The organism is Streptosporangium jomthongense, from assembly GCF_042650425.1.
Classification (GTDB): Bacteria; Actinomycetota; Actinomycetes; order Streptosporangiales; family Streptosporangiaceae; genus Streptosporangium.
Map to the genome: position 1 here is coordinate 1 of NZ_JBHSBC010000012.1, position 12,223 is coordinate 12,223.

Sequence of the window (12,223 nt, forward strand, 5' to 3'; positions counted from 1 at the left end):
TTGGCCCCCGACTTCCGCCATCATCCACACCGCAGGCGTAACCGACGACACCCCCCTGACCACCCTCACCCCCCAACGACTCCACCCCGTCCTCACCCCCAAAATCGACGGCGCCCACCTCCTACACGAACTCACCCGCCACAACCCCCCCACCATCGTCCTGTTCTCCTCCATCTCCGGACTCCTCGGCGGAGCCGCCCAAGCCGCCTACACCTACCTCGACGCCCTCGCCACCAACCACCCCACAACCACCTCCCTCGCCTGGGGACTCTGGCAACAGGAAAGCGACATCACCGCCCGGTTGAGCTCGGCGGACCAGGCGCGCATCGCGCGCACCGGGCTGCGGTCGCTGCCCACCGAGCAGGCGCTCGCGCTGTTCGACGCGGCCGTCTCCGGGCGGGCGCGAGGCTCGGTCGTGGTGCCCGCGCTGCTGGCGCCGACCGTGGAGGGAACGCCCGCACCGCTCCTGCGCGGACTCGTCCGGGCCGCCCGGCCGAGCGCACGGACCCGTGCGGGAGCCGGGGGCGGGGCGGCGTCGCTGGCGGGCAGGCTGGCCGGGCTCGACCGTGAGGCGCGTGCCGAGGTCCTGCTCGAACTGGTCCGCGGTGAGGTCGGCACGGTGCTCGACCATCCGGCGCCGGGCACCATTCCCGGTGACCGCGCGCTCATCGAGCTGGGTCTCGACTCGCTGACCTTCGTCGAACTGCGCAACCGCCTCAGCACCGCCACCGGACTCCGCCTGCCGGCGACCCTCACCTTCGACCACCCCACCCCCCAGGCCGTCGCCGACCTGCTCGACCGTGAGCTGGGGGACACGGCCCGGGAGGTACGGCCAGGCCGTACCGGGGTGAGCGGGGCGGGCGGCGGACTGGCCGCGATCCACCGGCGGATGCACGAGACGGGCAAACACCTGCAGGCGGCCGAGTTGCTGCTCGCGGTCTCGCACGTGCGCGGCCAGTTCGGCGCCGCCGAGCGCGACCGGTACGCGCGGCCCCCGATCAGGTTGGCCACCGGCCCCGGGCGGGTGTCCCTGGTGTGTTTCCCCGCGCTCAGCGCGATCTCCGGGCCGCACGAGTACTCGCGGTTCGGCCAGGTCTTCAGGGGGGAGCGGAACGTCCACGTCGTACCGTCTCCCGGATTCACCGACGGGGAGGCCGAGGCGCTGCCCGACTCGCTGGAGACACTGGTCCAGATGAACGTGGAGGGTCTGCGTGCCTGCGTCGGCGAGGACGAGCCCTTCGTGATCGTCGGCCGTTCGATGGGTGGCTGTGTCGCGCACGCGGTCGCCGTCGCGCTTGAGGACCAGGGGCTGAGGCCCGCCGGGCTCGCGCTGATCGACAGCTATCCGATCGACGCGGCGGGCCAGGAGGGCATGGAGTGGTGGCTGGGCGGCATGATCGGCGGGATGCTCGACCGGATCGACCGGTTCGACATGACGTTGCACGACGACAGGCTGACCACGATGGGTCTCTACAACCGGCTCTTCGTCGGCTGGCAGCCGAAGCCGGTCCAGACGCCGATCCTGCTGCTGCGGGCGACGGAGCCGTTGCGCGGCACGACGGTCGATCCCGAGGGCCGGCTGGACTGGCGGGCGTACTGGCCGGTGGCGCACGAGTCGACCGACATCCCCGGCGACCACTTCACCACTCTTGAGGAGCGTTCGGACACCACCGCCCAGGCGATCAGGTCGTGGGTCGACGGGCTGGTGTGACGGTCGCATGACACCGCCGCCCGCTCCGGACTCCCGGAGCGGGCGGCGGGCGGGCGCTCAGACGAGCTGCTGCACGATGCCGAGACGGTCGGGCAGGACCTCGTACTCGATGATCTGGCCGTCACGGAACCTGATGGTGCTGATGCTCTGGCCGACGAAACGGCGTCCGCTCGGCGGGGCGCCGAACACCTCGCCGCGCTGCACCCCTTCGATGGTCCAGTAGACGACGACCCTGTCGTTCTCGGCGACGGTGTCGGTCACCGTGGCCGTCACCCCCTCGACCGCCTGGCGCAGCCAGGTGATGTGCTGGACGAAACCGGCGCGCCCGCCGCCGCCCAGCGCGGGTCCCGCGGCGTCGGTGCCGTCCTCGGCGACGATCTCGTCGAGGACCTCCAGGCGGCCCTTGGACACGACCTCCTCGTAGAAGCGTCGCGCCACCGCGCGGTTGGTCTCCGTGGTGCTCATCGTTGACTCCTTTTCCGTTGAGGTGTGGGGAACGGGGGTCACCGGACGCCGGGCAGCGGGAGGACTCCCAGGCTCGCGTCGAGGCCGCCGTCGGCGACCAGCGTCGTCCCGGTGACGTAGGAGGCGGCCGGGGAGGTCAGGAACCAGACGACCTCGGCCTGTTCGCGGGGTTCTCCGAAGCGCTGCAGCGGGATGCGCCTCTCGATCTCCGCCGCGAAGGCCGGGTTCTGCCGTACCCCCTCGTTGATCCGGGTCCAGGTGAGGCCGGGGGCCAGGGCGTTGACCCGGATGCCCTGGACGGCGTAGTCGATGGCGGCGGCCCGTACCAGGTTGATGACGGCGCCCTTCGAGGCGTTGTAGGCCCAGTTGCCCGGGTCTGCGCGCAGGCCGGCGACGGAGGCGGTCACCACGATGGAGCCGCCGCCTCCCTCGCGCAGCACGGGTGCCGCTGCCCGGATGCCCAGGACGGGGCCGCGCAGGTTGACGGAGAGGATGCGTTCGGCGGCCTCGACCGCGCCGGGCGCCTCGAAGGGACGGGTGCCGCCGATCCCGGCGTTGAGCACGACGGCGTCGAGCCCGCCGAACTCCTCGACGGCCAGCGCGACCGCCTTCCGGTTGGCGGCCTCCGTGGACACGTCGCCGACGAGGGGGACGACCCGGTCGAGGCGGGCGATCTCCTTGAGGCTCCACTCGTCGTGGTCGACGGCGACGACGCCGACTCCCCGTTCGGCGAACAGTTCCGCGGTCGCCCGGCCGATGCCCGAGGCGGCGCCCGTCACGACGACGGATCGCGGCGCCGGGGTCCAGCCCGGGTAGAGGCCCTCAGGGCGTGGTTCAGGGGTGGTTGGGGTCATGTCGGCCTTTCAGGTCCGTGACGGGGACGGGTCTCCCGGCCGCGGGTCGCGCGGTTCCGGGTTCTGGGAAACGCGGGTGTGCCGTACGGGGCCGGGGCCGATCCGTGGCACGGCGGCGAGCAACGCCCGGGTGTAGGCGGCCTGTGGAGCACGGAAGACGGCCTCGACCTGTCCGGTTTCGACCACCTTGCCGTCCTTCATGACCGCCACCCGGTCGCACACCTGGCGGATGACGCCCAGGTCGTGCGAGATGAACAGCAGTGAGACCCCGGCCTCGTGTCTGAGTCGGGTGAGCAGCGTCAGGATCTGCGCCTGCACGGTGACGTCGAGCGCGGAGACCGGCTCGTCGCAGACGAGCACGTCGGGGGCGGGGGCGAGCGCCCTCGCGATGGCCACGCGCTGCCGCTGACCGCCGGACAGCCGGCCGGGCCGGCTGCGGAGGACGGCGGGGTCGAGCCCGACCTGCCCGAGCAGCTCGGCGACGCGTTCACGTACGACGCCTTTCCGAGCGCGGGGCAGCGCCTCCGCGACGATCTCCTCAACGGTGTGGCGGGGGTCGAAGGAGCTCAGCGGGTCCTGGTCGACGAGCTGGATGCGGGAGCGCCGGGCGCGGCGGTCCCGTTCCTTCAGGCCGCTCCAGGGCCGGCCGTGCAGCAGCACCGATCCGGCGTCGGGTTCGAACTCGGCCATGACGATCCTGGCGGTCGTGCTCTTGCCCGAACCCGACTCCCCCACGATCCCCAGCGCCTCCCCCGCGGCCAGGTCGAACGACACGTCGTCGACCGCGGTGCGGTGGGAGCCGCCGGGTGAACGGAAGCGTTTGACGACCCCCCGGACGGTGAGGACCGTCTCGGCCCGCGTCGGCGCGGCGGGGCCTGCGGCGCGCTTCCTGGACGCGGTCGCGGGCACGGCCCCCGGATACCAGCAGCGCACCACCCGGTCCGTCCCGTACGGCAGCGCCTCGGGCGGCCGTTCACGGCAGCGGTCGTCGGCCAGCGGGCAGCGGGGCGCGTAGGGGCAGCCCTCCTGGGCGGCGGGTGCGGAGCGGAGCCCGGACAGGTCGGGCACCGGGCCGTCGACGGAGGGCACCGCGGCGAGCAGGTCGGCCGTGTAGGGGTGGGCGGGCGCCGTGAGCAGGCCGACTGCGGGCCCCTGTTCGACGACCGTTCCCGCGTAGAGGACGGCGACGTGGCCGGCGAGCCTGGCGACGACCGCCAGGTCGTGGCTGATCAGCAGCAACGCCGTACCAGCGTCCCTCCTGGCGGCCAGCACGTCGAGGACCTGGGCCTGGACGGTGACGTCGAGGGCGGTCGTCGGCTCGTCGGCGATCAGCAGCCGGGGGCGGGCCGCGACGGCGGAGGCGATCAGGGCGCGCTGCCGCAGGCCGCCGGACAGTTCGTGGGGGTACTGCAGGAGGCGGACCTCGGGGTCGGGGACGCCCACCTCGGACAGCAGCGCGACGACCTGGTCGTCGAGGTCGTCACGGGTGGCCAGGCCGTGTACCTCAAGGGGTTCGGCGACCTCGTAGCCGACCCTGCGCAGCGGGTCGAGGGAGGTCAGCGCGTCCTGCAGGACGTAGCCGATCCGCCGTCCGCGCAGCCGCCGCCACTGCCGTCCGCCCAGCCCGAGCAGGTCGTGTCCCGCGAAGGACAGGGTGCGCGCGCGGACGTCGGCGCCCTGCCCGGCCAGGCCGAGCAGCGCGCGGGCGGTGACGCTCTTGCCCGAGCCGGACTCGCCGACCACGGCCAGGCACTCGCCCGCGCGCAGCGTCAGGCCGACGTCCCGTACGGCGCGCACGACGCCGTGCCGGGTGGTGAAGTCGACGGAGAGCCCGTCCACGACGACCAGCGGTTCCTCCCGCGTCACGGCTCCCGCCTCTCGTAGCGGGCCTGCAGGGCGCGCCCCACGGCCGTGGCGGACATGACGGTCAGGGTGATGGCGGCGCCGGGGAAGAGGGCGAGGGTCCAGGAGACGTCGAGGTAGTTACGGGCCTGGGCGAGCATGGAGCCCCATTCGGGGGCCGGTGGCCGTGGGCCGAGGCCCAGGAAGCTGAGGGAGGCTCCGGCGATGACGGCGGTGCCGACGTTCAGCGTCGCCAGGACCAGCAGCGGCGCCAGCGTGTTCGGCACGATGTGCCTGCGCAGAACGCGGCGGGGTCGCAGCCCCAGGTTGGTCGCGGCCCTGACGTAGGCGGAGTTCCGCACGAGGAGGGCCTGGACCCTGACGACGCGGGCGAAGCCGGGGGCCAGGGCGACGGTGATGGCCAGGGTGGCGTTGCGGGTGCCGGGGCCGAGGACGGCGACCACGAGCAGTGCCGTGAGGACGCCGGGGAAGGCCAGCAGGATGTCGGCCAGGCGCATGGCCACCTCACCGGCGACCCGTCCGCCGAGCGCGGCCAGCAGTCCCCACGCCGAGCCTGCGGCTCCGGCGAGCAGTGTGGAGCCCAGGCCGACGAACAACGAGGCGCGGGCGCCGTACACGACACGGGCGAACACGTCGCGGCCGAGCTGGTCGGTGCCGAACGGGTGCCCGGCGCCGGGGCCTCGCAGGGCGGCGGTCGCGTCCACCTGGTCGGGTGCCCCGGCGAACAGCGCGGGGAACAACGCGGCGCAGCAGACGAGGGTGAGGAACGCGCAGGCCGCCCACAGTCCTGGCCGCGGGCGCGTTCCCCGGTACGGCACGAGCGTGGGGGCGGTCACGGGGTGGCCTGCCGTACGCGGGGGTCGACCACCCGGTAGAGCAGGTCGAGGCCGGTGTTGATCACTGAGAAGATGAGGGCCGCGAGCACGACGACGCCGGTCACCACGGGGAAGTCCCTGCCGCTGACCGCCGAGACGATGACCTGGCCGAGTCCCTGGCGGGCGAAGACCGTCTCGACGACCACGACTCCGGCGAGGAGTTCGCCGAGGGCCCAGCCCGACAGGGTGAGGACGGGCAGTGCGGCGTGCCGCAGCGCGTGCCGCAGCCGGATGCGGTTCTCCGTGGCGCCCCTTGACCTGGCGGTCAGGGCGAAGGGCTGTCCGAGGGCGCGTTCGACGCCCTCCCTGGTGATCTGCGCGAGCACGCCCGCGATGGGCAGCGCGAGGGTGATCCACGGCAGCACGAGCGCGCGGGGACCGTCCTCGCCGAGTACGGGGAACCAGTGGAGGGTGAAGGAGAAGGCGCCGAGCAGCAGGATGCCGATCCAGAAGTTGGGGGTCGAGACGGCGCAGAACTCCAGGACGCGGGAGACGGCCCCGGCTCTGGGGCGTCCCGCGGTGAACAGGGCCAGGGTCACCGCCAGGGTGAAGCCGAGGACCGCGGCGCCGGTGGCCAGGGCGACGGTCGCGCCGAGCTGTTCCAGGATCACCGCGCTCACCGGCTGGTTGAGCTGGTAGGACTCGCCGAGGTCGGCGCGGGCCAGCCTGCCGATGAAGATCGCGTACTGGACGGGCAGGGGATCGTGCAGGCCGTACCGGGCGCGGATCGTCTCCAGCACCTCGGGGGTGGCGTTCGCCTGGACCCCGCCCGCGATGACGTGGGCGGGGTCTCCGGGCACGAGCCGCATGCCGATGAAGGCCAGTGTCGCCGTCCCCCACAGCACGAACAGGGTCAGCGCGAGCCTGCGTGCCAGCCGGCGTGCCAGCGGCGGCATGGGGATCAGGCCCCCAGCCAGGCGCCGTGGAAGACGGGGTAGGTCTGCGCGTCGAAGGCGACGCCGCGCACCCGCCCCGACAGGCCGACGAGTTGCACCGGCGTGTAGAGGGGCAGCACGTAGGCCTGCCTGAGGACCTCCTTCTGCACGGCCGCGTAGTCGCGCCTGGCCGTCTCCGGGTCCGAGGTCTCGGCCGCCTCCTCGACCCGTTCGTCGATCTCGGGTGAGTCGACGAGAGCGACGTTGCCGCCCGCCTTGGCGTAGGTGTTGCCCGAGGCGAAGGCGAATCTCAGCACGTCGGGGGTCGGCCTGGCGAAGCTGACGTCGATCAGGTCGTAGCCGCCGCCGATGAGGTACTCGCTCACGTAGGCGCCGGTGTCGACGGGTGGCCGCCGGATCTCGATGCCGGCGAGTTTGGCCTGTGCCTGGACGCCCTCGGCCAGGACGTCGCGCTGGTCCTTGTTCCCCTCGGCCCAGAAGGGCCACACGAGGGTGAGCCGTTCGCCGTCCTTGACGCGGTAGCCGTCCTTGTCGGTCTCCTTCCAGCCCGCCTCGTCCAGGAGCCTGGCCGCCTCCTTGGGGTCGTAGGAGGCCAGTTCGCTCTCGGCGCCCGCGTCGTAGGCGGCGGTCACCGCGCTGAGCGGGTTGCGCGCCGCCCTGTAGTGACCGAAGTAGACGTTCCTGACCAGCTGGTCGACGTTGACCGAGGCGGACAGGGCGCGGCGGACCCGCACGTCGCGCAGCGGCCCCCGGGTCTGGTTGAGGTAGAGGTTGTAGTTGAGGCCGGGTGTCTCCTGGGCGTTCAGCGTGAACCCGGGCAGCGTCTTCAGCCTGTCGGCGTTGACGGGCGGCACCCCCGCCATGGCCTGTGCCTGGCCGCTGGTCAGCGCGCCGTACCGCGTGGCGTCCTCGGAGACGAACTCGAAGACCAGGCCGTCGAGGTAGGCGGCTCCCTGGTGGGAGGCTCCCGCGGGGGTCGCGGTGTAGCCGGGGTTGCGCCTGAGGGTGACGCGCCTGTCCTTCTCCCAGGAGACGTAGGAGATGGGGCCGGTGCCGACCGGCCGGTACTCGGAGACCGGCTTGGCGAGCGCGGCCGGGCTCTGGATGCCCAGGTAGGGCACGGAGAGCGCCTGCAGGAAGGGGGTGAAGGGCCGGGAGAGCGTCACCTCGACGACCAGGTCGCTCACCACTCGCGCCCTCCGGTACGGGGCGATCAGCGAGGCCGCGTAGGCCGACTTCGTCCCGGGGTCGACCACGTGGTCGAGGGAGGCCTTGACCGCCGCCGCGGTGAGCGGGGTGCCGTCGTGGAAGGTGACGCCCTCGCGGAGGGTGAAGGTGTAGACCTTGCCGTCCTTGGAGACCGTCCACTCCTTGGCCAGCCAGGGACCGAAGCTGTCCGGGCCGGTCTGCGCCACCAGGGAGTCGAAGACGTTGCGGTCGATGAGACCGGTCACCGCGGTGGCCGCGACGGCCGGGTCCAGCGATACCTGGGTGCCCGCGATCGCGTAGGTGAGGGTGCTGCCCGCGACGGGCGCGCCCGAGGGGCCCGCGACGGCCCGCGCCACCGGCCGGTCAGCGCCTCCTGTCATCACGGAGACGACGACGGCGCCTGCGACGACGGCCGTGGCCAGACAGGCGATCAGGACGACGGGGCGCCGGGAGCGCAGGGCGCCCCGCCTGCGGCCGGGGATCGGGGTGGCTCTGGTGGCCGGGTCATCGCTCGGTGTCATCGGCGTGGCCTTCTTCTGGGGCGTGGAACGCGTGCGCGAGAAGGGGCGGACATGCCATCGGCGGGTGAGCCGAATGGCCGGAAAACGCACCCTCCGTGGAAAGAAATCATTTTCCCCGGCCCCGGGCAAACATCAGGGCCGCACAGCGATCACACCATGTCAGGCGATTTACGTCAATGACGTCCGAGCATTTCAGGCCACCTTTCACGAATATTCGCCAAGCAATTCACCCTGCCAATCGATGTCAATTTGAATTGCTTATCGGATGGCTGGTCTTGTATTGGTCGCGACGCTGCCGCTCTCCGCCGGGAAGGCCGGTGAGAAACGGCCGGGAGGGCGGGACCTCGGCGAAGAAGGCGCGCAGGGTGTCGCCCGCGTACGCCTCGATCGCCGGGTCGAGTCCCTGCCTGCTGAGCAGGCGCAGCCCGAGTGTGCCCTGCGGGGGCAGCTGGCAGACCTCCTCAAGTCCCGGCGGGACGCCGCACGCGGTCGGCATCAGGGCGACGCCGAGCCGCGCCCTGACCGCGGTGAGGACGCCCTCCAGATTGGCCGCCTCGGTGGTGATCCGCACGATCCAGCCGAGTCTCTCCAGCGCGCCCACGGCCTGCTGGCGCAGCCCGCAGGGCTCCTGGAAGGCGACGAGCGGCAGCGGCGCGCCGGGCCCGGGCGGAACCCAGTCCGGCGCGGCCAGCCAGCGCAGCGGCAGGGAGCCGACCTCCGTCCCTCCCACGTTGGCGACCGCGCCGAGGATCAGCGCCATGTCCACCGTCCCGCGCAGCGTCGCCTCGGCGAGGACCGTGCTGCGGTCCAGCCGGAACACCACGTCGCGTCCCGGCAGGGCGGACATCAGGACGGTGAGCAGGTCGGGCAGGACCGGGGAGGCCGCGTGCTCGACGGCCCCGACGGTCAGCGTCGGAACCGGCTCCGCCCCGAGCCTGCACATCGCCTCGTCGTGCGCGGCGAGGAGTCGCCGCGCCTCGGCCAGCAGCGCCTCGCCGGCCGCGGTGAACCTGGTCAGCCTGCCGGCCCGTTCGACCAGCGGACGTCCGACGACACGTTCCAGAGACCGCACGTGCTGGCTCACCGTGGGCTGGCTCGTCCGCAGCGCGGACGCCGCCCGGCCGAAGCCGCCACACTCCGCGATGGCAACAAAAGTACGCAGTTGCACAAGATCGAGCAATGCTCCCATGTTCCCATGATAAACCGAAAACCCACTTTATCTACCTAGAATGTTGGTTGTTGGGTCCGGAACCCGCCTGAACGGCCGAAACGCGGGCGCACGAGCCGCGCGGAGGCGGCCTTGAAAGAGAGGAAATCCGTCAGCTACGCTGACGATCAACTAAGCTGATGGATTGGAGCCCGCCACATGTCCTCGACACCACCCGGCGAGATCGCGGCCCGCGCCGCCCTCGCAGTGACGGGCCTGGTCACCACGCTCCCCGTGTTCGCCCTGGTCAACCCGTCCATGCTGGGGTCGACCTACGGCGTGACCGACCCCGATCCCATGGTGCTGGCGCTGCTGCAGCACCGCGGCGTGCTCCAGCTCCTGCTGGGCGCCGCCCTGCTGTGGGCCGTCCTGTCCCCGCCCGTCCGGCTGGCCGCGTGCCTGGCCGCGATCCTCGCCAAGGCCGCCTTCCTCGGGCTCACCTTCCTCAATCCGGCGGCCCGGCCCGGCCTGTCGACGGTGAGCATCGTCTTCGACCTGGGCAGCATCGCCCTGCTGGCGTTCGTCGCCGTACGTGAGACGACCGCCCGGCGCGCGCAACCCGCCGGGACGGCCGCCTGAGAGCTCACCCGGCCAGTTCGCGCACGCCCTTCAGCAGCCGGTCGACGTCCTGCTCGTCGGTGTAGGGGGCGATCCCGGCGCGCACCGCGCCCGTGTCCCCCAGGCCGAGCCTGCGGGAGCACTCCAGCGCGTAGAAGGAGCTGGCGGGCGCGTTGACCCCGCGTTCGCCCAGCAGCCGGTAGGTGTCGGCGGGCGTGACCCCGCCGACGGTGAACAACGTGGTCGGGGTGCGCTCGCGCCCCGGCGCGCCGTACGTCCGCACCCCGCCGATCTCGGCCAGGCCCGCCTCAAGCCGGTCGAGCATGGCCCGTTCGTGCCCTTCGAGCGCGGCCATCGAGCGGGCGAGCCGCGCGCGCCTGTCCCCCTCGCCCGGCACGAGGTCCGCCAGGAAGCCGACCGCCGCCGTCGTGCCCGCCAGCAGCTCGTACGGCAGTGTGCCCAGCTCGAACCGCTCGGGCACGGCGTCACTGGCGGGCAGCAGCTTGTCGGGGTTGACCGTCTCAAGCAGCGCCGGGTCCGCGGCGAGCACGCCCAGGTGCGGGCCGAGGAACTTGTACGGCGAGCAGGCGTAGAAGTCGGCGCCGAGCGCCCCCACGTCGATCAGACTGTGCGGCGTCAGGTGCACCCCGTCCACGTAGACCAGCGCCCCGGCCTCGTGCGCCCGCGCGGCGATCGCCGCGACGTCGGGACGGGTGCCCAGCAGGTTCGACGCGGCCGTGACGGCGACGAGCCTGGTGCGCTCGGTGAGCAGGTCCGCGACCGCGGCGACGGGCAGTTCCCCGCTGTCCGGGTCGAAGTCGGCGCGGCGAACCGTGACGCCGCGCGCCAGGGCGGCCTGCTCCCAGGGCCGGATGTTGGCGTCGTGGTCGAGTGTGGTGACCACGACCTCGTCGCCGGGACGCCACTCCTTGGCCAGCGCGCGGGCCATGTCGTAGGTCAGCTGCGTCATGCTGCGGCCGAAGACGACGCCCTCCGGCGTGGCCGCGAGCAGGTCGGCCATCGCCCGGCGGGCGCCGGTCACGATCGCGTCGGCGCGGCGCTCGGCCGCGGTCATGACTCCCCGGTTGGCGACGGCGGAGCGCAGCGTCCCGGCCACCGCCTCGGCGACCACACCGGGGGTCTGCGAACCGCCCGGCCCGTCGAAGTGCGCCGCCCCCTCCGCCAGCGCGGGGAAGTGCGCCCGTACCGCCGTCACGTCGTATGCCACAGGGCCTCCAGGCTCGTTCCTCGGACAGCCGGTCGCCGTGTGGACCGGCCCCCCGGACAGACTTCCCCGGACGGCCGTCTCCGACTCCTCACCTGGGGCCCCGGGTCAGGGGTGCTCGTGCCGTACGTGTGCCTCCTCGGGCCGGTCGCGCCGCAGCCTGTCGTGGAAGCGGCGGATCAGCCTGGCGGCTCCCGCCGGGTCTCCGGTCGTGTGGTACCTCCACCGGTCGCGTTCCCCGACCCACCGGAACCACTCAGGCCCGGCCCACACAATCAGCCCCGGGGCGAGGCTGAGCATCGGATCGCCGGAGCTCGTCGCGAACACGTCGTGCTCCTCGGTCTCGACCCCGGCCGCGCGCAGCTCCCGCCGCAGGTCGGCCAGTGCCCGCTCGGCCCTCACCGTGCCGCCCGCGCCGGTGCCTGACTCGGTGGCCTGTCCCTCGGCTCCCCATGGAAAGGGATGTGCTCCGCGTGGCGCCCGCCGTACGGCGCCTCGGGTCCGGGAGAGGCGGCCCGCGCGGCGAGGTACTCCATGTGCCTGACCGTGCTCTCCAGTTCCTGCGGGGTCGAGGCCTCGACGTGGGGTGTGGCGGCCAGGTGTCCCGCCGTGGGCATCGCCCAGAAGCTGTGGGTGTGCAGGCCGTACCAGATCGTCCAGTTCGGCAGCCGCAGGGCCAGCTCCCGCGCCGCCGCCACGTTGCCCGCCGTTCGCTCGTCCGTCGTTCGTCCGTTCACCGCGCGCTCCCACCTCCGCCGAAGAAACCACCGACTTCCTCAGAGAGGTCGCGCGACCGTCCGTGCCGGGTGGCAGCCGGGGGCGTGGGGCGGACGGTCCCG

At 72.8% G+C, this 12,223-nt stretch carries 12 protein-coding genes; 2 read left to right on the top strand and 10 right to left on the bottom strand.

Going from position 1 to position 12,223, the window contains the following annotated elements; translation table 11 throughout:
- Window positions 1–1,711: thioesterase domain-containing protein (locus tag ACFOYY_RS11780; protein WP_386189785.1), on the top strand; the 1,711-nt coding region annotated here is incomplete at its 5' end.
- Between the two features lie 57 nt (window positions 1,712–1,768).
- Here ACFOYY_RS11780 and ACFOYY_RS11785 read toward each other — a convergent pair.
- The 7 genes from ACFOYY_RS11785 to ACFOYY_RS11815 form a co-directional block, all read right to left on the bottom strand.
- Complete coding sequence (locus tag ACFOYY_RS11785) at window positions 1,769–2,176, bottom strand: ester cyclase (RefSeq protein WP_352009432.1); 408 nt, start codon at window positions 2,174–2,176, stop codon at window positions 1,769–1,771.
- A gap of 38 nt (window positions 2,177–2,214) precedes the next feature.
- On the bottom strand, window positions 2,215–3,030 hold the full coding sequence (locus ACFOYY_RS11790) for an SDR family NAD(P)-dependent oxidoreductase (RefSeq protein WP_386189786.1): 816 nt from the start codon (window positions 3,028–3,030) through the stop codon (window positions 2,215–2,217).
- 9 nt (window positions 3,031–3,039) lie between these two features.
- The gene (locus ACFOYY_RS11795) at window positions 3,040–4,896 is read right to left on the bottom strand and encodes a dipeptide ABC transporter ATP-binding protein (RefSeq protein WP_386189787.1); all 1,857 of its coding nucleotides are present in this window, start codon (window positions 4,894–4,896) and stop codon (window positions 3,040–3,042) included.
- Window positions 4,893–5,729: an ABC transporter permease gene (locus tag ACFOYY_RS11800; RefSeq protein ID WP_386189788.1), complete on the bottom strand. Its 837-nt coding sequence runs from the start codon at window positions 5,727–5,729 to the stop codon at window positions 4,893–4,895. The genes ACFOYY_RS11795 and ACFOYY_RS11800 overlap by 4 nt, the downstream gene beginning before the upstream one ends.
- The gene (locus ACFOYY_RS11805; RefSeq protein WP_386189789.1) at window positions 5,726–6,664 is read right to left on the bottom strand and encodes an ABC transporter permease; all 939 of its coding nucleotides are present in this window, start codon (window positions 6,662–6,664) and stop codon (window positions 5,726–5,728) included. The genes ACFOYY_RS11800 and ACFOYY_RS11805 overlap by 4 nt, the downstream gene beginning before the upstream one ends.
- Window positions 6,665–6,669: 5 nt before the next feature.
- A complete protein-coding gene (locus ACFOYY_RS11810; protein ID WP_386189790.1) occupies window positions 6,670–8,394 on the bottom strand; it encodes an ABC transporter substrate-binding protein in 1,725 nt (574 codons plus the stop codon).
- 244 nt (window positions 8,395–8,638) lie between these two features.
- The gene (locus ACFOYY_RS11815; protein WP_386189791.1) at window positions 8,639–9,583 is read right to left on the bottom strand and encodes a LysR family transcriptional regulator; all 945 of its coding nucleotides are present in this window, start codon (window positions 9,581–9,583) and stop codon (window positions 8,639–8,641) included.
- A 177-nt stretch (window positions 9,584–9,760) separates the two neighbouring features.
- On the opposite strand from ACFOYY_RS11815, the gene ACFOYY_RS11820 reads away from it, so the two are divergent.
- On the top strand, window positions 9,761–10,180 hold the full coding sequence (locus tag ACFOYY_RS11820; RefSeq protein ID WP_352009425.1) for a hypothetical protein: 420 nt from the start codon (window positions 9,761–9,763) through the stop codon (window positions 10,178–10,180).
- Between the two features lie 4 nt (window positions 10,181–10,184).
- On the opposite strand, the gene ACFOYY_RS11825 is transcribed toward ACFOYY_RS11820, so the two are convergent.
- The 3 genes from ACFOYY_RS11825 to ACFOYY_RS11835 form a co-directional block, all read right to left on the bottom strand.
- Window positions 10,185–11,387 carry a cysteine desulfurase-like protein gene (locus ACFOYY_RS11825; protein WP_352009424.1) on the bottom strand — a complete coding sequence of 401 codons (1,203 nt, stop codon included), beginning with the start codon at window positions 11,385–11,387 and terminating at the stop codon, window positions 10,185–10,187.
- 105 nt (window positions 11,388–11,492) lie between these two features.
- Window positions 11,493–11,786 (bottom strand): hypothetical protein, encoded by a 294-nt coding sequence (locus tag ACFOYY_RS11830; RefSeq protein WP_352009423.1) that lies wholly within the window; start codon window positions 11,784–11,786, stop codon window positions 11,493–11,495.
- The gene (locus ACFOYY_RS11835; protein WP_352009422.1) at window positions 11,783–12,121 is read right to left on the bottom strand and encodes a hypothetical protein; all 339 of its coding nucleotides are present in this window, start codon (window positions 12,119–12,121) and stop codon (window positions 11,783–11,785) included. Before ACFOYY_RS11835 ends, ACFOYY_RS11830 begins: the two co-directional genes overlap by 4 nt.
- Window positions 12,122–12,223 lie beyond the last annotated feature (102 nt).

Excerpts from the sequence above, each read along its gene's own strand:
- ACFOYY_RS11785 (WP_352009432.1), bottom strand. The coding sequence starts at position 2,176 with ATGAGCACCACGGAGACCAACCGCGCGGTGGCGCGACGCTTCTACGAG.
- ACFOYY_RS11820 (WP_352009425.1), top strand. The coding sequence starts at position 9,761 with ATGTCCTCGACACCACCCGGCGAGATCGCGGCCCGCGCCGCCCTCGCA.
- ACFOYY_RS11815 (WP_386189791.1), bottom strand. The coding sequence starts at position 9,583 with ATGGGAGCATTGCTCGATCTTGTGCAACTGCGTACTTTTGTTGCCATC.
- ACFOYY_RS11810 (WP_386189790.1), bottom strand. The coding sequence starts at position 8,394 with ATGACACCGAGCGATGACCCGGCCACCAGAGCCACCCCGATCCCCGGC.
- ACFOYY_RS11805 (WP_386189789.1), bottom strand. The coding sequence starts at position 6,664 with ATGCCGCCGCTGGCACGCCGGCTGGCACGCAGGCTCGCGCTGACCCTG.
- ACFOYY_RS11790 (WP_386189786.1), bottom strand. The coding sequence starts at position 3,030 with ATGACCCCAACCACCCCTGAACCACGCCCTGAGGGCCTCTACCCGGGC.